This window comes from Streptomyces sp. NPDC046759 (assembly GCF_040645475.1).
GTDB lineage: Bacteria > Actinomycetota > Actinomycetes > Streptomycetales > Streptomycetaceae > Streptomyces.
On sequence record NZ_JBEYYJ010000007.1, the window covers coordinates 1 to 22,990 of the forward strand.

Below are 22,990 nucleotides of genomic sequence, written 5' to 3' on the forward strand. Positions count from 1 at the left end.
TACACCGGTGACTCCGCCGGCGGCACCCGCCACACGGACCTGATCGTCGTCTGGGACGACGGCAAGGTCACCCTCTACCAGGGCGGCTACGGCAACGACCCCGCCCGCCCCTTCATCGCCGAACACCAGCTGCAGCCCGAGAAGAGCATCTTCACCCACGCCGTCAACGTGACCGGCACCAACACCGGCGCCGCCACCGACGGAGTCGTGGTGCGCTGGTCCGACGGCGAGATGACCCTCTACACCTCCGTGGACGCCAAGGGATTCCACGGAGAGAAGCAGCTCGCCCCGCCGAAGTCCGCCGAATGGAGGGACGACGCCCAGCAGCTGACCGCCGGCCGCTTCACCGCGAACGGCCTGCGCGACGACCTGATGGTGGTCTGGAAGGACGGCCACGTCTCCGTCTTCGGCGACCTGGCGGCCAACGGGCTGAAGAAGCAGACCCAGACCGTCGCCAAGAACCGCACCTGGCCCTCCGCCGAGAAACTCGCCACTGGCTCCTTCACCGGCAAGGACACCGACGACGTGCTGGTGCGCTGGATCGACGGCGAGACCACCATCTACCCCGGCATGACCGGCAAGGCCCTGCCCGGCGAGATCAGGATCCGGCCCGAGAAGTCGTACTGGACCAACGCCGCCGCGATCACCGCCGGGGCCTTCACCACCAACACCACCGCCAACGACGTCCTCGTCCGCTGGAACGACGGCCACCTCAGTTACTTCACCGGCGTCGACGCCAAGGGCCTCCACACCGAAATCCAACTCGCACCCACCAACTGAACCGCCTGGACACGCCATTTCTTGGAGGGGGCGGCTCGCGGACGACCGGCGAGCCGCCCCTGGTCGTCGCCTGCTCGGACATCTCCGGCGTGACTGTCAGGTGACCACGAACGATTCGAGAGACAGTTGAGAAAAATGAAACCCGGGAGTATCGCGGCGAGAACGGTCTCGTATGCGATACGCATGGTCTGTCTGATTCTGCTGCCCATCGCGCTTGCTGCCGGCCTGATCGGAGGTGTTCCCTCCCGTGCCCTGGCCGACGGTTCGCCGGCGGGTGCCGGCAACAGCGAGACGTCCGACCGTGCTCGGGTGCTCGACCTGTGGTCGACCGGCGGCCCCGAGGTGCGGGCCGCCGCGGAAGCCGCGTTGACCGGCAGTGACGACGACGTCAGGCATTTCCTGGAGAAGTCGGCCTGGAACGCCGAGTTCCAGGACGAACGTGTCAGCGCGGCGCAGCTCGCGAGTATGGGCGGGCGGAATCTTCAGGACGCGGCTGTGAAGGCGCTGGGCGGATCCGAACACGACCTGCGGGCCTTTCTTTCCAGCGGCTGGCAGGACCCGTTGTTTCAGGATCAGCGGGTTCAGGTTGCGCAGGTCATCGACGCGGGCGGCCCGGAGGTCAAGAAGGCCGGGCAGGCCGCGCTGAACGGGACACCTGGTGACATCAAGGCGTTCCTGTCCACCGGTCAGTACGACCGGCGGGCGCAGGACGAGCGGGTCGAGGTCGCGCAGATCATCAGCGCGGGCGGCTCCAACGTGGCGGCGGCCGGCCGCATCGCGTTGAACGGTACGGCTGACGACATCCACGAGTTCCTGGAGGTCGGCCAGTACGTGGCGCGTGCCCGTGACCAGGAGCACGCGACCGTCGCCCAGCTGGCGGCGCAGGCCACGAAGGCCGGCACCAGGGCGGCGGCGCAGACCAAGGCGGCCAAGGACGCCTCCGCGCGTGCCGTGACGGCGGCGAAGCTGGCCAAGGAGGCCGCGCAGAAGGCGGCGGCCGAGACCCAGGCGGCGAAGAACGACTCGGCGCACGCCGCTTCGGCGGCCGGCCGGGCGGCGTCCGCGGCCAAGCAGGCCGCGGACGCCGCGCAGGAGGCGATCGACGCGGCGGCCGCCGCCAACAACTCCGCGCGGCTGGCGGCCAGTGCCGCTGAGCAGGCCGCTTCGGCGGCGGTGGGTGCCGCGCAGGCAGCGTCCCGTGCGCAGAGTGCGGCCGCGGACGCGGCCACGGACGCGGGCAAGGCATCCGCGGCGCGCAAGGCGGCCGAGGACGCCCGCACCGCGGCCAAGGGAGCGCGGCTGGCGGCGGACGCGGCGAAGCAGGCCGGCAATGCCGCAACCGAGGCGGGCAAGGCGGCGAAGGCTGCCGCCGATGCCGGCACCAACGCCGACGCCGCGGCGGATGCGGCCGACCAGGCCAACACCTATGCCGACCAGGCCGGCGTCCACTCCTCCGAGGCCGGTGCCGAGGCGGCCGCGGCCCACCGCCACGCGCAGGAGGCCAACCGAGCCGCCAACGCGGCCGCAGTGCTGGCCGCAGAGGCGGCCGGTGCGGCCAGTGACGCGGAGGACGCGGCCAACGCGGCGGCCACTCATGCGGACAACGCCGCCAAGGACGCCGATGACGCGGCCGCCCACGCCGGCGAGGCCGCCACTGCTGCCAAGCAGTCCGCGGCACACGCCAAGGCCGCCCAGGAGGCGGCCGACGCCGCCACCGCGGCCGTCGCCAAGGCCAAGACGACCCATCAGACGGCCGTCAAGATCGAGGCGGAGGAGCTGACCGAGCGGACCAACGCCGGCATCGCCAAGGCCAAGGACCTCAAGGCCCAGCAGGACCAGCAGACGGCCGCCGATGCCGCTGCTGCCCAGCAGGTCAAGGACACCGACGCCCAGGCCAAGTCCCTGGCCGTGCAGGCCGCCCAGCCCGGAGCCGACGCCAAGACCATCGCCGAGGCCGGCCGCAAGGTCGCGCTGGCGACGATGCAGACCGGCGGGCCCTGGAGCCGGGGCGCCGCCGAGCAGGCCCTGACCGGCACCGACCAGGACGTCGTCGACTACCTCACCACCCGCCGCACGCAGGCCGCCCACCAGGACGACCGCTACCGGGTGCAGACCCTGGCCGAGGAAAGCTCACTGGCCTCGGTGCGCAGCGCGGCCCAGGACGCGCTCAAGGGCAGCGACGAGCAGGTCTCGGCGTTCCTGGCCAGTGGTCAGTACGAGGCCGGGGCGCAGGACTTCCGGGTGAACATCGCCCAGATCATCGACGTCGGCGGGCCGGTGGTGCAACAGACCGGCCGGGCCGCACTGGACTCGAACGACCCGCAGAGATACCGGCAGTTCCTCACCACCGGCCAGTACCAGGCACGTGTCCAGGACGAACGGGTGCGCGCGGCCCAGCTGATCGACAGCGGTGGCTCACAGGTCAAGTCCGCGGCCCGGATCGCCCTGGAGGGGCCCGACGACCTGCTGGATCAGTTCATCCAGGTCGGGCAGTACAAGGCCCAGCGGCAGGACTTCCTCGGCGCCACCCATACCGCGCAGATCGCCCAGCTGATCGCGGACGCCGCCGGTGTCGCGGCCACCGCCCAGCAGAACGCCGCCGACGCCCACAAGGCCGCCGCTCTCGCGGTGAAGGCCAAGGACCAGGCGGCCGACTGGGCGAAGAAGGCCGACGCTTCCGCCAAGCAGGCCAAGGGGTACGCCGACCAGGCGGCCAAGTCCGCCAAGGATGCCCAGGCCTCCGCCGACCAGGCAGCCGCCTCCGCCCACACCGCCGCCAAGGCCGCCGCCTCCGCCGACCGGGCCGCGAGCGACGCGGCCACCTCCGCCGTCGACGCCGCCGGCTCCGCCCAGTGGGCGCAGGCATCCGCCAGCGCCGCCTACACCGCCGGAGCGCAGGCCCGGGCCTCCGAAATAGCGGCCGGCAAGGACTCCAAGGCCGCCGACCAGGCCTTCAAGGACGCCTTCCAGGCCGCCGTGCAGAAGGAGGAAGCCGCACGCAAGGCCGCCGAGAAGGACACCGGAGGCCAGGCCGAAGCACGCTACCGGTGCGGAATGCTCGGCTGCGACCCCGTGGAACACCCGGTGCGCTACTGCCAGCACAACGAGGTGCTGTGCGACCTCGCCTCCATGGGCCCCGGCGCCCAGGCCGCGGCCGAAGAGCTGTGGACCGTGGAGAAGGACCTCCTCGGCCTGGGACAACTGGAGGAGTGCAAGGGCGGTGACGTCTTCGCCTGCACCCAACTCGCCGAAGACGTCACTCTCAGGTCCAAGTTCAAGCTCCTCGAACGAGGACTGGAAGCGCTTCAGGACCTCCGCCGCCTCCGGTACGTGAAGTGCGCCCAGTGCTTCCCGGCCGGCACGAAAGTCCTCATGGCCGATGCTCACACCAAGAGCATCGAGACTGTTCAGCCTGGTGACACCGTTCTGGCCACCGACCCGCTCACCGGCCGCACCGCACCCCGACAGGTCAGCCGTCTCATCGTCACCGACGGCGACAAACACTTCGACGAACTCACCATCACGACCCCCGACGGCCCCCGCAGACTCACCGCCACCGGCGAACACCCCTTCTGGAGTCCCTCAGCACACCAGTGGGTCAAGGCCCACGACCTCACCCCCGGCACCACCCTCCTCAGCACCCACGGCACCACCGCCCGCGTCCAGGCCAACCGCGCCTTCGACCGGCACACCCGCACCTACAACCTCACCGTCGACGACCTCCACACCTACTATGTACTCGCCGGAAGAACTCCCGTGCTGGTGCACAACAGCTCGTGTGGTGACGTCGAATTGGGTCCCGGGACCGGCTCCGCTGATTCCTTGACCTCCTTCACCTCACCGAAGCCGGAGACCGAGTACGTCTTCGATCCCACCACCGGAAAGTTCCTCGCAGGAGACAGAGAGCCGATTTCCGGAGGGCTCAGCCCTCATGAGCAGTTGGTGGCCAAAATGGGGGCAGACCCGAAGACGGTAGCGGGCGGCACGCTGTATCGGAATGCGGAGGGGCAACTCGTCTTCACGCAAGAGAGTGGCCATTTCGGGCACAACTGGACGCCTGCCGCGTGGGACCAGTTCAAAAAACTCATGGAAAGCTACGGAGTCAAGGCCGAGTACGAATCATGGGGCTAGACATGGCAGACTGGACGCCAGTCCTGAGAAGCAGTTACGACTCGTGGCTGGGTGTCATGCCGAACGGGATGCTCGGAGTCGGCAAGGCGGACGAGGGCAGGGCAACGCTGGAGGGGTCCGGCTACGTAGCCATGTGGCCCTTCCTGGAGCGGGATCTCGTCGAGTGCCTCGATGACTTCACGAGATCGTGGCACCTCCTGGGGGGACACGGGGTTTCCACCCCGGAGAAGCTGGTGGAGCTGACGGTGCAATCCGCATGCAGTCGAGGGCGCCCGTATTGGATGGCACTAGCTGTTCAGTGGCTCACTCAAATGGCGCACATGCCCGGCTTCGATTCACAGCTGGTATCCGGAATGCTGAAATCTGCGGCGGAGTCGGAAACGCTGCCCAGCGAGCTGCGTGAACAAGCTCGAAGGCATTGTCCATCCGATTGACATCGGTCCGTCAAGGCGGCTCGTCACCTCGCTGGACGAGCCGCCCTGCCGCTTCTGCAATGACCTAGCACTCGATGATGTTCACGGCCAGCCCGCCCCGGGCCGTCTCCTTGTACTTCACGGACATGTCGGCGCCGGTGTCCTTCATGGTCTTGATGACCTTGTCCAGGGACACCTTGTGGGAGCCGTCGCCGCGCATGGCCATCTTGGCCGCCGTGACCGCCTTCACCGCGGCCATGCCGTTCCGCTCGATGCACGGGATCTGGACCAGGCCGCCGACCGGGTCGCAGGTCAGGCCCAGGTTGTGCTCCATGCCGATCTCGGCCGCGTTCTCCACCTGCTCGGGGGAGCCGCCGAGGACCTCGGCCAGCGCGCCCGCGGCCATCGAGCAGGCGGAACCGACCTCGCCCTGGCAGCCGACCTCGGCGCCGGAGATGGAGGCGTTCTCCTTGAAGAGCATGCCGATGGCGCCGGCGGCCAGCAGGAAACGGACCACGCCGTCCTCGTCGGCGCCCGGCACGAAGTTGATGTAGTAGTGCAGCACCGCCGGGATGATGCCGGCCGCGCCGTTCGTCGGGGCCGTGACGACCCGGCCACCGGCCGCGTTCTCCTCGTTCACCGCCATCGCGTAGAGCGTGATCCACTCCATCGCGTGCGCCAGCGGCTCACCCTCGGCGCGCAGTTGGCGGGCGGAGACGGCCGCGCGGCGGCGCACCCGGAGGCCGCCGGGCAGGATGCCCTCGCGGGACATGCCGCGCTGCACGCACTCGCGCATCACCCGCCAGATCTCCAGCAGGCCGGTGCGGATCTCCTCCTCCGTGCGCCAGGCCCGCTCGTTCTCCAGCATGAGCGAGGAGATCGACAGGCCCGTGTCCTTCGTCAGGCGCAGCAGCTCGTCACCCGTGCGGAAGGGATACTTCAGGACCGTGTCGTCCAGTTTGATCCGGTCCGCGCCGACCGCGTCCTCGTCCACCACGAAGCCGCCGCCGACCGAGTAGTACGTCTTCGTCAGCAGTTCCGCGCCCGAGGCGTCGTACGCCCACAGCGTCATGCCGTTGGCGTGGTACGGCAGGACCTCCCGGCGGTGCAGCACGAGGTCCCGGTCGAAGTCGAAGGCGATCTCGTGCTCGCCCAGGAGCCTGATCCGGCCCTCGGCCTTGATCGCCTCCACGCGCGCGTCCGCCGTCTCCACGTCCACCGTGCGCGGCGAGTCGCCGGCGAGGCCGAGCAGCACGGCCTTCGGGGTGCCGTGGCCGTGGCCGGTCGCGCCCAGGGAGCCGTACAGCTCCGTCCGGACGGAGGCGGCCTTGGCCAGCAGCCCCTCGTTGCGCAGGCGGCGGGCGAACATCCGCGCCGCGCGCATCGGGCCGACCGTGTGGGAGCTGGACGGGCCGATGCCGATCGAGAACAGGTCGAAGACCGAGATGGCCACGGTCACTCCTCAAGACAGCAGAACAGGGATGGCGGGGCACCCATACGGTGCGGGTGCCCCACCGGGGACTTACGGTCCGGGTCTACTTGGTCAGACCCGGGTACAGCGGGTGCTTGTCGGCGAGCGCCTTCACGCGCGCCTTGAGGGCCTCCGCGTCGTACGACGGCTTCAGCGCCTCGGCGATCACGTCCGCGACCTCGGCGAAGTCCTCGGCCGTGAAGCCGCGGGTGGCCAGGGCCGGCGTACCGATGCGCAGGCCCGAGGTCACCATCGGCGGCCGCGGGTCGTTCGGGACGGCGTTGCGGTTGACCGTGATGCCGACCTCGTGGAGGCGGTCCTCGGCCTGCTGCCCGTCCAGCTCGGACGCACGCAGATCCACCAGGATCAGGTGCACGTCCGTGCCGCCGGACAGCACGTTCACGCCGGCCTCACGGGCGTCCGCAGCCGTCAGACGCTCGGCGAGGATGCGGGCACCTTCCACGGTACGACGCTGGCGCTCCTTGAACTCCTCCGAGGCGGCGACCTTGAAGGAGACCGCCTTCGCCGCGATCACGTGCTCCAGGGGACCGCCCTGGAAGCCCGGGAAGACGGACGAGTTCAGCTTCTTCGCGAAGTCCTTCTTCGCGAGGATGATGCCGCCGCGCGGGCCGCCGAGGGTCTTGTGCGTGGTGGAGGTCACCACATCCGCGTACTCGACCGGGTTCGGGTGCAGACCGGCGGCGACCAGGCCGGCGAAGTGCGCCATGTCGACCCACAGGTACGCCTCGACCTCGTCGGCGATCCGGCGGAAGGCGGCGAAGTCCAGCTGCCGCGGGTACGCCGACCAGCCGGCGATGATCACCTTCGGGCGGTGCTCCTTGGCCAGGCGCTCGACCTCGGCCATGTCGACCAGGCCGGTCTCGGCGTCCACGTGGTAGGCGACCACGTCGAACTGCTTGCCGGAGAAGTTCAGGCGCATGCCGTGGGTCAGGTGGCCGCCGTGGGCGAGGTCCAGGCCGAGGATGGTGTCCCCGGGCTGGGCCAGCGCGAACAGGGCCGCCTGGTTGGCGGAGGCCCCGGAGTGGGGCTGGACGTTGGCGTACTCGGCGCCGAACAGCTCCTTGATCCGGTCGATGGCGATCTGCTCGGCGACGTCGACGTGCTCGCAGCCGCCGTAGTAGCGGCGGCCCGGGTAACCCTCGGCGTACTTGTTGGTCAGCACCGAGCCCTGCGCCTCCATCACCGCGACCGGCGCGAAGTTCTCGGAGGCGATCATCTCCAGCGTGGACTGCTGGCGGCCGAGCTCCGCGTCGACCGCGGCGGCGATCTCCGGGTCCAGCTCGTGCAGGGACGTGTTCAGGACGGTCATACGGCTACGACTCCTCAGCCGGCGTTCTGGGCGGTGTACTCGTCGGCGGAGAGCAGGTCGGCCGGCTCCTCCGTGACGCGCACCTTGAACAGCCAGCCGCCCTCGAAGGGAGCCGAATTCACCAGCGACGGGTCGTTGACGACGTCCTCGTTGATCTCGGTGATCTCACCGCTGACCGGCGAGTACAGGTCGGAAACGGACTTGGTCGACTCCAGCTCGCCGCAGGTCTCGCCCGCGGTCACGGTGGAGCCGACCTCGGGGAGCTGGGCGTAGACGACGTCGCCGAGCGCGTTGGCCGCGAACTCGGTGATGCCGACCGTCGAGACGCCGTCCTCGGCGGCCGACAGCCACTCGTGCTCCTTGCTGTAGCGCAGCTGCTGGGGGTTGCTCATGGCCTGAATTCTCCTGTAAGCGCGAGGATGCTGATGAAGGGGGGACTGCTGAAGACGCACGTGAGCAGCCGTGATGTGCCCGACGTCACGTCCAGGGGTACGGCTCGGGGTCTACGACGGTGTCACTTCCGGCGCTTGTAGAACGGCAGCGCCACGACCTCGTACGGCTCGTGGCTGCCCCGGATGTCCACGCCGACGCCCTCGGTGCCCGGCGCCGCGTGCGCCGCGTCGACGTAGGCCATGGCGATCGGCTTGCCCAGCGTGGGGGAGGGGGCGCCCGAGGTGACCTCGCCGATCACCTTGCCGCCGGCGACGACGGTGTACCCGGCGCGCGGGACCCGGCGGCCCTCGGCGATCAGGCCGACGAGCACCCGCGGGGGAGTCTGCTCGGCCCGGGCGGCGGCCTCGACGAGCGCCGCGCGCCCCACGAAGTCGCCCTTGTCGAACTTGACCACGCGGCCGAGCCCGGCGTCGAAGGGGGTCAGCCCGGTGGTCAGCTCGTGCCCGTACAGCGGCATGCCCGCCTCCAGGCGCAGCGTGTCCCGGCAGGACAGGCCGCACGGCACCAGGCCGACGCCCTCGCCGGCCTTGGTCAGCGCCTGCCACAGCTCGACCGCGTGCTCGGGCCGCACGAACAGCTCGAAGCCGTCCTCGCCGGTGTACCCGGTGCGGGCGATGAGCGCCGGGACGCCGGCCACGGTGCCGGGCAGGCCGGCGTAATACTTCAGGCCGTCCAGGTCGGCGTCGGTCAGGGACTTCAGGATGCCGGGGGACTCGGGGCCCTGGACGGCGATCAGCGCGTAGGCGTCCCGGTCGTCACGCACCTCGGCGTCGAAGCCCCCGGCCCGCTCGCCCAGGGCGTCCAGCACCACCTGGGCGTTGGAGGCGTTGGCCACGACCATGTACTCGGTCTCGGCGAGCCGGTAGACGATCAGGTCGTCCAGGATGCCGCCGTCGGCCTGGCAGATCATGGTGTAGCGGGCGCGGCCGACGCCGATGGAGGCGATGTTGCCGACCAGGGCGACGTTCAGGAACTCGGCCGCCTCGGGGCCGGTGACGGTGATCTCGCCCATGTGGGAGAGGTCGAACAGACCCGCCTTGGTTCGCACGGCCAGGTGCTCGTCGCGCTCGGAGCCGTAGCGCAGGGGCATGTCCCAGCCGGCGAAGTCGGTCATCGTCGCACCGAGCGCGCGATGCACGGCATCCAGCGCGGTGTGACGGAGTTCAGTGCTGCTCATCGGTCGGTCGTCTCCCAGGACACACGGACGGGGCGAGGAACGTTCCTCCCCATCTGTCATCGGAACCTGAGAGGTTCGCCACGACCGCCACAGGGACGATCACGGCTTGCACCTTGGGTGGAGCCACTGTCACAGCGGCCCGCTTTTCAGATGTGCCTCGCCCGCGCGGTAACGGGGCCTGAGAGATTCAAGGGAGGGACTTGCTCCTTCGGCGTCCCAGCGAAGGCTGCTGGGAACTCTCCCGCGCGGATTCAAGCGGCCGGTATGCAGTTGGCGGCCACATCATTGCACGCCGCGCCCCCGCCCGTCAGGGCCGCATCCGTAACCGACCTGTGGCAGGACGCGCACGAAACCACCGGGCATCGCGCATTACCTTCTCTTTACATCTGCTGGGCATGGATATGGCCGAGCGAGCAGGGGAGGACGACCACGGTGAACAGGACGACGGCCTACGCCACCGCCGCTGCCCCGACGACCGGCGCGGCGGTGCCCGGGCAGCCCTCCGCCCCGGCGCGCGAGCGCCGCTCCGAGCCCCCCGCCCCGGTCGTCCGCGACCTGCGCGACGGCGCCGGCCCCAGCCCGCGTGCCCTGCTCTTCGGCCCCCGGGACCTGGTCGTGGTCACCGGGCTGCCCGGCAGCGGCAAGTCCACCCTGATGCACCGGGCGGTCTGCGGCCGCCGCGTCGACTCCCAGGACGCCCGCGACCGCTTCGCGGCCCGCCTGCCCCGCACCTTGCCCTACGCCCTCTACCGCCCCTTGGTCCGCCTCGCCCACTACGCCGGCCTGCGCCGCGCGCTGCGCACCGGCGAAGGCGTCGTCGTGCACGACTGCGGCACCCAGTCCTGGGTCCGCGCCTGGCTCGCCCGTGCGGCGCGCCGCCGCGGCGGCACCCTCCATCTGCTGCTGCTCGACGTCCCCCCGGTCACCGCCCGCGAGGGCCAGCGGGAACGCGCCCGGGGCGTCTCCCGCTACGCCTTCGCCCGCCACCGCCGTACGACCGCCCGGCTGCTCGGTGCCGTCGAGCGGGGCGAACTGCCCGCGGGCTGCGGCTCGGCGGTCCTGGTGGACCGCGCGGCGGCGGACGCCCTGCAGCGGATCGCCTTCACGGCATGCGTCCCTGTCACAGCAACCCGCTAGCCTTCATGGTCAAGCAGTGGATCCCAGCAGGCGGTAGGCAGATGGACTTCCCGGCGGACATTCCCGCGGACTTCCCGGCACAGGCGCACCCCCAGCCGCACGGCGGCTGGCCCGGCAACGAACTGGAGGAGGTCCTCTCGGCCTCCCTCGGCATACCCGCCGCGGCCGGCCGGATCATCGAGGTGCTCGGGCGCAGCCTGCTGTGGATCCCGCTGCCCAACGGCGGCGGCCCGCACACCGGCCCGCTCGACCTGCCCACACTGGACATCGGGGGCCAGGCGTACGTCCCGGTGTTCAGCTCCGAGGAACAGCTGCGCCAGGCTGCCGGCTCCCACATGCCGTACACCATCGCTCCCGCCGTGGAGTTCGCGCGCGGCCTGCCCCCGCAGGTCGGCATGGCGGTGAACCCCGACGCGCTGGTCGGCATCCCGCTCCCCCCCGAGGCCGTGGCCGAGCTGTGCCGGGCCGGCCGCACCCCGCTCGACGGCCCGAACGCCGGCGGCCGGGTCCGCCTCTTCGAGCCCGACTGGCAGGACGACCCGGTCGACTTCCTCTCCGCCGCGTCCGCCGAGTTCGCCGAGGCCGGCGTCGTCCTCACCGCCCGGCGCTGCCTGGCCGCGATAGAGACCGACGACCCGGTGATGTTCGTCGGCGTGGAACTCTCCCAGTGGGAGGGCGACCTCCGCGTCCTCCCCATGCAGGCCCTGGGCCGGGCCCTCGGCAGAGCCCCGGTCGCATGGCCGGTCAACCTGGTCCTCCTGGACGTGACGGACGACCCGGTGGCGGCCTGGCTGAAGGAGAACGTCCGCCCCTTCTATCAGTACGGCCACTAGAAGCCGGCCCGGGACCGGCCGGCCCGAAGGGGCGCGGGGCCGGTCCGCCACGCGGCTGGGCCGCGGGGCGCGCCGAGCTGCGACGCAACCGCGCTCGCGCACGCACCCAAGGTCCTGAGCCGCTGGGCGCTTAAGCTGTCTCCAAACGCGGGGCACAGAAAAGAGAAGGGCACGACAGGTGAGCGCGAGCCACAGCGGCAGCGTCGAGCACATGCTGCGCCAGGTCACCCCCGGCCGCTATGACGCCTACGAGGCCCTGCTCCGCGCCCTCGCCGTCCCCTCCTCCGGCCAGGTCTGGATGCTGCTGTGGCACGGCCAGGCCGGCTCCCCGGACGCCCAGTACGGGAACATGGAGGTCGACGGCTTCCAGTACGCACCCTGCGTGACCTCGGCCCAGGAGCTGTCGGCCAGCGGCTGGAACCGGTCGTACGAGGTCGTCGACGGGCTGGACGTGGCCCGCACCCTCTATCCCGACCACTACGGCCTCTGGCTGAACCCGCACGCCCCCGGAGGCGGCGTCGGCATCCCCTGGCTGGACCTGCGCCGCATCGCCACGGGCCTGGACCGACAGCCCGCCGGTCCCCTCCGGCTCTCCGAACCCGGCATCGAGATCCCGCAGTTCTACGCCCTCCTCGCGCAGAACGCCCACCGCACCCCGGCCCTGCGCTCGCTGCGCCGCGCCTGGGTGCAGCCGGCGCTCGGAGCCCCGTACCTCGCCATCGGCCTGGACGTGTACGACACCTCCCCGGCCGCGGTCGACTCGGTGCGCGGGATGATGCAGCAGTCCGTCGGCGCGGTCCCGGAGGGCCTGCCGGTGTCGACGGTCGCGATGACCGACGACTTCGACCCGGTCGCGATGTGGATGCGGGCCAACGCCCGCCCGTTCTACGACCGTGAGGCCCACGCGGCGCCGCCCCAGCCCCAGCTCCTGGCCCAGCCGCAGGGCCCGGCTGCCGGGTACGGCTATCCGCCGGTGCACGGCGGCTACTGATCAGGTTACTGATCAACTGTCCTTCGGTCGCGTCCGTTCCTGATCGCAGATCTTACGGATCAAGCGCGTCTCTGCACGCGTAGACATCGGCTTCGGGCCCCGAACGGTGCAAAATTCGACGTTCCACCCCAACTGCACCCTGTCCGAGAGGCATTACCCGCTGTTCGGATAACGGAATCCCCTGCACTGCATCACGGTTGCGCATACTTTCGCCGTCAGATCTGGCGGGTGATCGCAACGACGCTGAAGACTCCCCACTCAGACATGAGGCCGAGACCTCGTGATCGATGGCAAGTCGACAAAGCCGCAAACCGCGGCAGGCGCAGGCCGGTCACCACCGGCGAGAGGGGTCGCTCACCGTGACCGCACCGATCGAGACCACCGGGGCGGCAGCCGAGGCGCAGCCGGAGGCTGTGCTGGCGGGAGCCGAGAAGGGGCAGATCGAGGGTCGTTCTCTGGGCCAGATCGCCTGGTCCCGGTTCAAGCGGGACAGAGTCGCCGTCGCCGGCGGCGTCGTCGTGATCCTGCTGATCCTCCTGGCGATCCTCTCCCGCCCCATCCAGGCCATGTTCGGCCTCGACCCGAACGCCTTCCACCAGGACCTGATCGTTCCCGACACCTCGCTGCCGAAGGGCAGTTGGGGCGGCATGAGCCTGTCCCACCCGCTGGGCCTGGACCCGAAGTTCGGCCGGGACATCGCCACCCGCATCCTCGAGGGCTCCTGGGTCTCCCTGGTCGTCGCCTTCGGCGCCACGGTCCTGTCCAACGTGCTCGGCGCGGTCATGGGTGTCATCGCCGGCTACTACGGCGGCCGCGTCGACTCGATCATCAGCCGGCTGATGGACATCTTCCTCGCGTTCCCGCTGCTGCTGTTCGCCATCGCCATCTCCGCCACCCTCCAGGGCGGCGCCTTCGGCCTCAACGGTCTGCCGCTGCACCTGAGTGTGCTCATCTTCGTGATCGGCTTCTTCAACTGGCCCTATCTCGGCCGGATCGTGCGCGGCCAGACCCTCGCCCTGCGCGAGCGCGAGTTCGTCGACGCCGCCCGCGGCATGGGAGCCAAGGGCCCGTACATCCTCTTCCGCGAGCTGATGCCCAACCTGGTCGGCCCGATCATCGTCTACTCGACGCTGCTCATCCCGACCAACATCCTCTTCGAGGCGTCCCTGAGCTTCCTGGGCGTCGGCATCCAGCCCCCGCAGGCCTCGTGGGGCGGCATGCTCCGGGATGCGGTCACCTATTACCAGGTCGATCCCCAGTACATGATCGTGCCCGGCCTTGCCATCTTCATCACCGTCCTGGCGTTCAACCTGCTCGGCGACGGTCTCCGCGACGCTCTCGACCCCCGCAGCCGCTAGGCAGCACGAGAGTCCATCTAGTACCCGATCAATGGAGGGGAAGCAGACCATCATGAGAAGGTCAGCGCTGGCCGCGGTCGCGGCCATCGGCTCCGTGAGCCTCTTGCTCGCAGGCTGCAGCAAGGCCGATGACAACAAGGACGGCAACAACCCGAAGGCGGCCGGTGTCAACGCGGCGACCAAGGGTGTCGTCAACGCGTCCGACAAGAAGGGTGGCACGGTCACCTACGAGATGTCGGACGTGCCGGACTCGTTCGACCCGGGCAACACGTACTACGCGTACATGTACAACTTCAGCCGGCTCTACGCGCGCCCGCTGATGACGTTCGAGCCCGGCCCCGGCCAGCAGGGCAACAAGCTCGTCCCGGACCTCGCCGCGAGCAAGGGCGTGTCCAGCGAGGGCGGCAAGACCTGGACGTACAAGCTGCGTTCGGGCCTGAAGTACCAGGACGGCACGCCGATCACCTCGAAGGACGTCAAGTACGCCGTCGAGCGCTCCAACTTCGCGCGTGACGTGCTCTCGCTCGGCCCGAACTACTTCCAGCAGTTCATGCAGGGCGGCGACAAGTACAAGGGTCCGTACAAGGACAAGAGCGCCAAGGGCCTGTCCTCGATCGAGACGCCGGACGACACCACGATCGTCTTCCACCTGAACCGCCCGTTCCAGGAGTTCGACTACCTGGTCTCGGCGCCGCAGACGGCTCCGGTGCCGCAGGCGAAGGACGACGGCGTCGACTACGTCAAGCACATCGTGTCCTCCGGCTCGTACCAGTTCCAGAGCTACGACGAGGGCAAGCAGGTCGTCCTGGTCCCGAACAAGAACTGGGACCCGAAGACCGACCCGCTGCGCAAGCAGCTGGCGAGCAAGATCGTCGTCAACCTGAAGGTCAACCCGGAGACGATCGACAAGGACCTGCAGTCGGGTGACGCCACGGCCGACCTGGTCGGCGGCGGCGTCCAGGCCTCCACCCAGGCGCAGCTGCTCAACTCCGCCGACGGCAAGGCCAGCACCGACAACACCTACGGTGGCCGTCTGGTCTACATGGCGATCAACACCAAGGTGAAGCCGTTCGACAACGTGGCCTGCCGCAAGGCGGTCGAGTACGCCGTCGACAAGGTCTCGGTGCAGACCGCCGAGGGCGGCCCGATCCGCGGTGACATCGCCTCCACCGTCCTGCCGCCGGACATCACCGGCTACCAGAAGGCGGACACCTACCCGAGCGCGGGCAACCACGGCGACATCGCCAAGGCCAAGGAGCAGCTCAAGGCCTGCGGCAAGTCGTCGATCAGCACCAACATCACGGCGCGCTCCGACCGCCCGCAGGAGGTCGACGCGGCCACGGCGATCATCAGCTCGCTGAAGAAGGTCGGCATCAACGCCACCCTGAAGCAGTACCCGCAGGGCAAGTACTTCACCGACTACGCGGGTGTGCCGAAGTTCACCGAGCAGCAGAACATCGGCCTCATGATGATGCAGTGGGGTGCCGACTGGCCCTCCGGCTACGGCTTCCTGCAGCAGATCCTGAACGGCAAGGCGGTCAGCCAGTCCGGCAACACCAACCTGTCGCAGTACAACAACAGCAAGGTCAACGACCTGCTCGGCAAGGCGATCGCGGAGCCGGACGTGGCCAAGCGCAACGCCATGTACGCGCAGATCGACAAGCAGACGATGGACGACGCCGTTCTGGTCCCGCTGACCTACTTCAAGGTCCTGCTGTACCGCTCGCCGTACGCCACCAACGTGGTCTCCACGGCCGCTTTCAGCGGTGAGTACGACTACCTCAACCTCGGCACCACGAAGAAGTAGCAGCCCCGGAAGGCAGGTGAAGGCATTGGTGCCCGCGGGCTCTTGGCCCGCGGGCACCAGCGCCGGCTCCCGTGATCTCGTACATCCTCCGCCGGACGTTCGCGGCAGTGATCCTGCTGCTGGTCGTCACCGCGGTCACCTTCGCCATCTTCTTCCTGCTGCCGCGAATCGCCGGCCAGACGGCGGACCAGCTGGCGCAGCAGTACCTCGGCAAGAGCCCCTCGAAGGCCGACATCATCGCGGTCAAGCACAACCTCGGTCTGGACCAGCCCGTCTACGTCCAGTACTGGCAGTTCGTCAAGGGGATCGTGACCGGCGCCGACTACAACATCGGCCCCACCACGGTGCACTGCAACGCACCTTGCTTCGGGTACTCGTTCAAGACCCATGAAGCGGTCTGGCCGCAGCTCACCTCCCGCCTTCCGGTGACCATCTCGCTGGCCGCGGGTGCCGCCGTGCTGTGGCTGGTGTCGGGTGTCGTCGTCGGTGTCGTCTCCGCGCTCAAGCCGCGCTCGGTCTTCGACCGCACGTTCATGGGTGTCGCGCTGGCCGGAGTCTCGCTGCCCATGTTCTTCACGGGCAACCTGGCGATCCTGCTCTTCACCTACCAGTGGCCGATCTTCGGCCGCACCTATGTCCCGTTCACCGAGAACCCCTCGGAGTGGGCCAACACCCTCTTCCCCGCGTGGTGTTCGCTCGCCCTGCTCTACTCCGCGATCTACGCCCGGCTCACCCGCTCGGGCATGCTGGAGACGATGAGCGAGGACTTCATCCGCACGGCCCGGGCGAAGGGCCTCAGGGAGCGCGTCGTCGTCAGCAAGCACGGCCTGCGGGCCGCCCTCACCCCGATCATCACCGTCTTCGGCATGGACCTCGGTCTGCTGCTCGGCGGTGCCGTGATCACCGAGACCGTCTTCTCGCTGCACGGGGTCGGCCAGTACGCGGTGCAGGCCATCGACGACAACGACCTGCCCCCCATCCTCGGCGTGACCCTGCTCGCCGCCCTCTTCGTCGTCATCGCAAATCTCGTGGTGGACGTCCTCTACGCCGCCGCCGACCCGCGGGTGAGGCTCTCGTGACCGAACTCTCCAAGACCGGCGCCGCCGTGGGCGAGCCCACCGCCGCCCAGGCACCCAAGGCCTTCCTGGAGGTCCGCGACCTCAAGGTGCACTTCCCGACCGACGACGGCGTGGTCAAGTCGGTCGACGGGCTCTCCTTCTCGCTGGAGAAGGGCAAGACCCTCGCCATCGTCGGCGAGTCCGGCTCCGGCAAGTCGGTGACCTCGCTGGCCATCATGGGCCTGCACCGGCTGGGCGCGCGCGGCAAGAACGTGCAGATGTCCGGTGAGATCTGGCTCGACGGCCAGGAGCTGGTCTCCGCGTCCCCGGACGAGGTGCGCAGGCTCCGCGGCCGCGAGATGGCGATGATCTTCCAGGACCCGCTGTCCGCCATGCACCCCTACTACAAGATCGGCGACCAGATCGTCGAGGCGTACCGGGTGCACCACAAGGTCGGCAAGAAGGAGGCCCGCAAGCGGGCCATCGAGATGCTCGACCGGGTCGGCATCCCCGAGCCGGCCAAGCGCATCGACGGCTACCCGCACGAGTTCTCCGGCGGTATGCGCCAGCGTGCCATGATCGCCATGGCACTGGTGAACAACCCCGAGCTGCTCATCGCGGACGAGCCGACCACCGCCCTCGACGTGACGGTGCAGGCGCAGATCCTCGACCTGATCCGGGACCTGCAGAAGGAGTTCGGCTCCGCGGTCATCATGATCACCCACGACCTCGGCGTGGTCGCCGAGATCGCCGACGACGTCCTCGTGATGTACGGCGGCCGGTGCGTGGAGCGCGGTGCGGCCGCCGAGGTCTTCGACAAGCCGCAGCACCCCTACACCTGGGGCCTGCTCGGCTCGATGCCCCGCATCGACCGTGAGGCCTCCGAACGGCTCATCCCCGTCAAGGGCCAGCCGCCGAGCCTCATCAACGTCCCCTCGGGCTGTGCCTTCCACCCGCGCTGCCCGTACGCGGACATCCCCAAGGGGAACGTCACCCGCACGGTGCGCCCCGAGCTGGAGCAGGTGAGCACCGGACACTGGTCCGCCTGTCACCTCCCGGCCGAGGACCGTGAGCGGATCTGGACCGAAGAGATTGCGCCGAAGCTGTGAGTGAGACGAAGAAGACGGACACCGTCGCCGAGGCCGTGGTCCCGAAGCAGGCGTCGGCTCCCGAAGAGCGCGAGGTGCTGCTCAAGGTCGAGAACCTGACCAAGCACTTCCCGATCAAGAAGGGCATCCTGCAGCGCCAGGTCGGCGCCGTGAAGGCCGTCGACGGCATCGACTTCGAGGTGCGCAAGGGCGAGACCCTGGGCGTGGTCGGCGAGTCGGGCTGCGGCAAGTCGACCATGGGCCGGGTCATCACCCGGCTGCAGGACCCGACCGGCGGGCAGATCACGTTCGAGGGCCGGGACATCACGCGGCTGTCCACGGGACAGATGCGCCCGCTGCGCCGCGACATCCAGATGATCTTCCAGGATCCGTACGGCTCCCTGAACCCCCGCCACACCATCGGCTCGATCGTCTCGGCGCCCTTCCGGCTGCAGGGCGTGGAGCCCGAGGGCGGGGTGAAGAAGGAGGTCCAGCGGCTTCTCGAACTGGTCGGTCTGAGCCCCGAGCACTACAACCGCTATCCGCACGAGTTCTCCGGCGGTCAGCGCCAGCGCATCGGCATCGCCCGCGCGCTCGCCCTGAAGCCGAAGCTCGTCGTCGCGGACGAGCCGGTGTCCGCGCTGGACGTGTCGATCCAGGCCCAGGTCGTGAACCTCATGGACGACCTGCAGGAGGAACTGGGCCTCACCTACGTGATCATCGCCCACGACCTCTCCGTGGTGCGTCACGTCTCGGACCGCATCGCGGTGATGTACCTCGGCAAGATCGTCGAGCTCGCCGACCGCTCCTCGCTGTACGAGGCGCCGATGCACCCGTACACCAAGGCCCTGATGTCGGCGGTGCCGGTGCCGGACCCGAAGCGCCGGGGCCAGAAGAGCGAGCGCATCCTGCTGCGCGGCGACGTGCCCTCGCCGATCGCCCCGCCCTCGGGCTGCCGGTTCCACACCCGCTGCTGGAAGGCGACGGAGATCTGCAGGACGACCGAGCCGCAGCTCGTGGAGTTGAAGCCCGGTCAGCGGGTCGCCTGTCACCACCCGGAGAACTTCGCCGACCAGGCCCCGCAGGACACGGTGCTGCTCTCGGTGGCGAAGGAGGCCTCGGAACTGGTCCCGGACGCGGTCACCTCCGGTGGTTCGGCGGAGAAGGAGCCGGCCGGCGAGAAGGCGGCGGCGGAGGATGCCGCTGTGTCCGAAGAGGCGACGGCCGCCGAGGAAGCGACGGCTGCCGCGAAGTCCGAGGAGGCTTCCGGGGAGTCCGAGGCTCCCGCCGCGTCCGACGCCGCTGTTGCCGAGGACACGGCTGCCGGGGAGGCCGCGGCGGAGGAATCCGGCGTGCGGACCGGTCCCGGTGCGAAGACCTCGGCCGAGCAGGCCGCGTCCGACGCGGGCGGCCCCGCCGAGGAGCCCACCGCCTCCACCGGCGCCGCCCCGGACGCCCCCGCCGAGGACACCGTGGCCGCCGCCGAGGCAGCCGCAGGCGAGACCCAGGAGTCAACCGACAAGTAGCGCATGACAGCTGAGCAAAGTCATGTACATGCCTGAACGGGAGAGTGCACAGTCGTCCGTGTCCGACCACTGATCGGTACACGCTCGAAAGGGACGACTGATGGCACTCTCCCGTTCGGCACGCACCGGAGCCCTCGCGACAGCGGCGGCCTCCTTCCTGCTCATCGCCGCCGCGCCCGCCCCCACCCCCGGCGCCCCCGGCATCGGCGACCCCTACTTCCCGCGGCTCGGCAACGGCGGCTTCGACGCCCTGCACTACGACCTCGACCTCGCCTACGCCCCGGACTCGGGCCGCCTCGACGGCCGTACGACCCTCACCGCCCGCGCCACCCAGAACCTGTCCTCCTTCGACCTCGACCTCCAGCAGCTGACGATCACGCGGGTCGAGGTGGACGGCAGACGCGCCGCGTTCACGCGTGACGGCGACGAGGTCACCGTCACCCCGCGCCGGAGCCTCGCCCGCGGACGTGACTTCACCGTCTCCGTCACCTACGGCGGCATACCCCAGCCGCTGAGCGGGCCCATCGTGTTCGGCTCGAAGTACGGCTGGATGAAGACCCCCGACGGCGTCTTCGTCGCCTGCGAGCCCAATGCGGCCTCGACGTGGTTCCCGTCCAGCGACCACCCCTTGGACAAGGCGACCTACGACATCCGGATCAAGGCGCCCGAGGGCCTGACCGCCGTCTCCAACGGCCGGTTGGTGTCGGCCTACGACAAGGGCGGCCAGACGTACACCCACTGGCGCGAGTCGAGGCCGATGGCGACGTACCTGGCGACCGCCACCATCGGCAGGTTCGACGTCCGCACCGGGCGCACCCCGGGCGGCATCCCGGTCTACGTGGCCATCGACCCCGTCCTGGAGAACCGCAACAGCGTCGACGTGTACGCCGTCACCGCCGCCGCCACCGACTACTGGTCCAAGATCTTCGGCCCGTACCCGTTCGAGGAGACCGGCGCGATCGTGGACGACATGCCCGAGGCCGGGTTCTCGCTGGAGGTGCAGAGCAAGCCCGCCTACTCGACCGTGCGCAGCGAGACGACCATCGTGCACGAGCTGGCGCACCAGTGGTTCGGCGACTCGGTGAGCGTGGCGCAGTGGAAGGACGTCTGGCTCAACGAGGGCTTCGCCACCTACGCCCAGTGGCTGTGGGTCGAACACCAGGGCACCCGGTCCGCCCACGACTCGTTCCTGGCCGCCTACGACTCCCTGCCCGCCGGCTCGCCCTTCTGGCAGACCGAGGTCGCCGACCCGCAGCGCGACACGATGTTCGCCTCCGCCGTCTACCGGCGCGGTGCGATGACGCTCCAGATGCTCCGGGAGCGCATCGGCGACCGGGCCTTCTTCCGGCTGCTGCCCGCCTGGACCCGGCTCCACCGGTACGGCAACGCGGACACCGCCGACTTCATCCGCCTCGCCGAGCGCGTCAGCGGACGGCAACTGGACGACCTGTTCGCCACCTGGCTTTTCACCACAGGGAAACCCGTCCTGTGAACCTGCCTTTGTAAGGCTCAGGCCGCTCGGCGGGTAACAATGTAAGGGTGCAGCTCCAGCAACTCTTCAGTCCCTCCGTCCAGCACACGCTCGATGTCATCGGCATCTTCGTGTTCGCGATCTCCGGCGCGCTGCTGGCCGTACGGAAGAACTTCGACGTCTTCGGCATCGCCGTCCTCGCCGAGGCGACCGCGCTGGGCGGAGGGCTGTTCCGTGACCTGGTCATCGGAGCCGTACCCCCGGCCGCCTTCACCGACCTCGGGTACTTCGTGACGCCGCTGATCGCCGCGCTGGTCGTCTTCTTCCTGCACCCGCACGTGGAACGCATCCAGTCGGCGGTGCTGGTCTTCGACGCGGCCGGCCTGGGTCTGTTCTGCGTCAGCGGTACGACGAAGGCGTACAGCTACGGCCTCGGCCTGACCGCGTCCGCGGCGCTCGGCCTCACCACCGCCGTCGGTGGCGGTGTGCTGCGGGACGTCCTCGCCAACGAGGTGCCCTCATTGCTGCGCTGGGACCGCGATCTGTACGCGGTCCCAGCGATCGTCGGGGCGACCATGGTGGTGCTGTGCATCCGCTACGACGCCCTGACCCCCCTCACCAGTGGGCTCGCGGTCGTCACCGCTTTTGCGCTGCGCCTGCTCGCGATGCGGTACCACTGGCGAGCTCCGCGCGCGTGGAACCGCCGGTCGACGGTGACCGAGGAGTAGTCCCGGTGGTGCCGGCGGCGTTCCCGATGAGAGGACCCGTCGTTCCGTTAAGAGAGTTGTCCTGCCCCTTCGCGTGGCTCTGGCCCATCTGCAGGGTCAGCCAGCGGAACACCGTGCCGACCTGCGGCCGCCACAGCGCCATGTTGTGACCGCCGGCGCTGCGCGGCAGGAACACCACGTGCACGGTGGTCGGGGCCTTGGCGATCGACTCCAGGGCCACGCCCGCCTGGTAGCCGTCGCCCGACTCGCCGGAGACGTACAACGCGATGCGCGGCGGTACGGGCGACTTCTTCAGGATCAGGAACGGGTTGTTCTCGGCGCGCAGGGTGGGGTTCTGGGCGGCGAGGGAGTTGCGCTCGCCGATCGGGTCGTTGTAGCCCGACAGGCTCACGGCCGCCCGGTAACGGTCCGGGTGGGCCACGGCCAGCTTGATCGCGCAGTGGGCGCCCGCCGAGTACCCGGCCGTCGCCCAGCCCTGCGGCGCCGGCTCGGCCCGGAAGTTGTCCATGACCATCTTCGGCACGTCGATGCTGAGCCAGGTGTCGGCGTTGACCTGACCGGGGATGTTGGCGCAGCCGGTGTCCACGCCGGCCAGCAGGTTGGTGCGCGGGGCGACCAGGATGAAGGGTGCCACCTGGCCGCTCCGCATCAGCGGCAGCAGCTGCTCATGGGCCTTCATCGACCCGAACCACGCCTTGGCCGACCCGGGATAGCCCGGCAGCACCTCCACCACCGGGAACTTCTTGTGGGCGTAGGCCGGCTCGTTGTACTGCGGCGGGAGCCAGACGTAGACCTCGGCGTTCACTCCGGAGACCCGGCCCTTGAGCTGGGTGACGCGCACTCCGCCCGCCGCGTGCATGCCGGGCCCGCTGGCCGCGGTGAAGGTCTGCCTGACCTTGGGCAACCGTTTCACCGAAATACCGCCGGTGCCGTCCCGGCCCAGGTCCTGGGCCTGCTGGACGTGGTTGCCGGTACCGAGCAGGTCGGCCCAGTTGTCGTACAGGTTGTTCTGGTTGTTGACCAGCACGAAGATCAGTGTGACGGCGGTGCCCTGGGCGAACAGCAGCATCAGCAGCCGGGCGGTGGTGCGCAGGGGCTTGGGGCCGCGCACCCGCGACCACAGGACTAGCGGCAGTATCAGTGCGACCACGGCCAGAACGATGGTCGTGTAGAGGAACGGAGTCCCGGTGAGGCTCATGTCCCCATAGAGGGGAATCAGGCGCCCGGGGTTGTGGACG

Annotated in this window: 17 protein-coding genes, 1 pseudogene and 1 riboswitch; of the genes and pseudogenes, 13 read left to right on the forward strand and 5 right to left on the reverse strand. The window is 69.6% G+C overall.

What is annotated here, in order from left to right:
• The 3 genes and pseudogenes from ABZ919_RS11605 to ABZ919_RS11615 all read left to right on the forward strand — a co-directional run.
• A pseudogene (locus ABZ919_RS11605) lies at positions 1 to 780 on the forward strand (S1 family peptidase); the annotation flags it as partial.
• Between the two features lie 183 nt (positions 781 to 963).
• Complete coding sequence (locus ABZ919_RS11610) at positions 964 to 4,911, forward strand: polymorphic toxin-type HINT domain-containing protein (protein ID WP_361245787.1); 3,948 nt, start codon at positions 964 to 966, stop codon at positions 4,909 to 4,911.
• A gap of 2 nt (positions 4,912 to 4,913) precedes the next feature.
• Positions 4,914 to 5,345, forward strand: coding sequence for a hypothetical protein (locus ABZ919_RS11615; RefSeq protein WP_361245788.1), 432 nt, complete (start codon positions 4,914 to 4,916; stop codon positions 5,343 to 5,345).
• A 64-nt stretch (positions 5,346 to 5,409) separates the two neighbouring features.
• Here ABZ919_RS11615 and ABZ919_RS11620 read toward each other — a convergent pair whose 3' ends face one another.
• From ABZ919_RS11620 to gcvT, 4 genes are all read right to left on the reverse strand, one after another.
• A complete protein-coding gene (locus ABZ919_RS11620) occupies positions 5,410 to 6,777 on the reverse strand; it encodes an L-serine ammonia-lyase (protein WP_361245791.1) in 1,368 nt (455 codons plus the stop codon).
• Between the two features lie 82 nt (positions 6,778 to 6,859).
• Entirely contained in the window at positions 6,860 to 8,125 is a 1,266-nt protein-coding gene (glyA, locus tag ABZ919_RS11625) for a serine hydroxymethyltransferase (RefSeq protein WP_361245794.1), read from the reverse strand.
• A 14-nt stretch (positions 8,126 to 8,139) separates the two neighbouring features.
• Entirely contained in the window at positions 8,140 to 8,517 is a 378-nt protein-coding gene (gene gcvH / locus ABZ919_RS11630; RefSeq protein ID WP_361245797.1) for a glycine cleavage system protein GcvH, read from the reverse strand.
• Between the two features lie 122 nt (positions 8,518 to 8,639).
• Positions 8,640 to 9,755 carry a glycine cleavage system aminomethyltransferase GcvT gene (gcvT, locus tag ABZ919_RS11635; protein ID WP_361245800.1) on the reverse strand — a complete coding sequence of 372 codons (1,116 nt, stop codon included), beginning with the start codon at positions 9,753 to 9,755 and terminating at the stop codon, positions 8,640 to 8,642.
• Between the two features lie 156 nt (positions 9,756 to 9,911).
• A riboswitch (glycine riboswitch) is annotated at positions 9,912 to 10,009 on the reverse strand.
• A 178-nt stretch (positions 10,010 to 10,187) separates the two neighbouring features.
• Here gcvT and ABZ919_RS11640 point away from each other — a divergent pair.
• The 10 genes from ABZ919_RS11640 to ABZ919_RS11685 all read left to right on the forward strand — a co-directional run bounded on the left by ABZ919_RS11640 (position 10,188) and on the right by ABZ919_RS11685 (position 21,752).
• Complete coding sequence (locus ABZ919_RS11640; RefSeq protein WP_361245802.1) at positions 10,188 to 10,892, forward strand: AAA family ATPase; 705 nt, start codon at positions 10,188 to 10,190, stop codon at positions 10,890 to 10,892.
• 41 nt (positions 10,893 to 10,933) lie between these two features.
• Positions 10,934 to 11,725 carry an enhanced serine sensitivity protein SseB gene (locus ABZ919_RS11645; protein WP_361245805.1) on the forward strand — a complete coding sequence of 264 codons (792 nt, stop codon included), beginning with the start codon at positions 10,934 to 10,936 and terminating at the stop codon, positions 11,723 to 11,725.
• A 178-nt stretch (positions 11,726 to 11,903) separates the two neighbouring features.
• Complete coding sequence (locus ABZ919_RS11650; RefSeq protein WP_361245808.1) at positions 11,904 to 12,716, forward strand: enhanced serine sensitivity protein SseB C-terminal domain-containing protein; 813 nt, start codon at positions 11,904 to 11,906, stop codon at positions 12,714 to 12,716.
• Between the two features lie 359 nt (positions 12,717 to 13,075).
• The gene (locus tag ABZ919_RS11655) at positions 13,076 to 14,074 is read left to right on the forward strand and encodes an ABC transporter permease (protein ID WP_361245811.1); all 999 of its coding nucleotides are present in this window, start codon (positions 13,076 to 13,078) and stop codon (positions 14,072 to 14,074) included.
• Positions 14,075 to 14,105: 31 nt separating this feature from the next.
• Complete coding sequence (locus ABZ919_RS11660; protein ID WP_361245814.1) at positions 14,106 to 15,881, forward strand: ABC transporter substrate-binding protein; 1,776 nt, start codon at positions 14,106 to 14,108, stop codon at positions 15,879 to 15,881.
• 71 nt (positions 15,882 to 15,952) lie between these two features.
• A complete protein-coding gene (locus tag ABZ919_RS11665; protein WP_361245817.1) occupies positions 15,953 to 16,960 on the forward strand; it encodes an ABC transporter permease in 1,008 nt (335 codons plus the stop codon).
• Positions 16,957 to 18,048 carry an ABC transporter ATP-binding protein gene (locus tag ABZ919_RS11670; RefSeq protein ID WP_361245819.1) on the forward strand — a complete coding sequence of 364 codons (1,092 nt, stop codon included), beginning with the start codon at positions 16,957 to 16,959 and terminating at the stop codon, positions 18,046 to 18,048. Before ABZ919_RS11665 ends, ABZ919_RS11670 begins: the two co-directional genes overlap by 4 nt.
• Positions 18,045 to 19,553, forward strand: a complete 1,509-nt coding sequence (locus ABZ919_RS11675) for a dipeptide ABC transporter ATP-binding protein (RefSeq protein WP_361245822.1) — start codon at positions 18,045 to 18,047, stop codon at positions 19,551 to 19,553. Before ABZ919_RS11670 ends, ABZ919_RS11675 begins: the two co-directional genes overlap by 4 nt.
• A 100-nt stretch (positions 19,554 to 19,653) precedes the next feature.
• Positions 19,654 to 21,045 (forward strand): M1 family metallopeptidase, encoded by a 1,392-nt coding sequence (locus ABZ919_RS11680; RefSeq protein WP_361245825.1) that lies wholly within the window; start codon positions 19,654 to 19,656, stop codon positions 21,043 to 21,045.
• 47 nt (positions 21,046 to 21,092) lie between these two features.
• Complete coding sequence (locus ABZ919_RS11685; RefSeq protein ID WP_361245827.1) at positions 21,093 to 21,752, forward strand: trimeric intracellular cation channel family protein; 660 nt, start codon at positions 21,093 to 21,095, stop codon at positions 21,750 to 21,752.
• Here the strand turns inward: ABZ919_RS11685 and ABZ919_RS11690 are convergent.
• Complete coding sequence (locus ABZ919_RS11690; protein ID WP_361245830.1) at positions 21,661 to 22,950, reverse strand: alpha/beta hydrolase-fold protein; 1,290 nt, start codon at positions 22,948 to 22,950, stop codon at positions 21,661 to 21,663. The genes ABZ919_RS11685 and ABZ919_RS11690 overlap by 92 nt on opposite strands.
• Between the last annotated feature and the right edge of the window lie 40 nt (positions 22,951 to 22,990).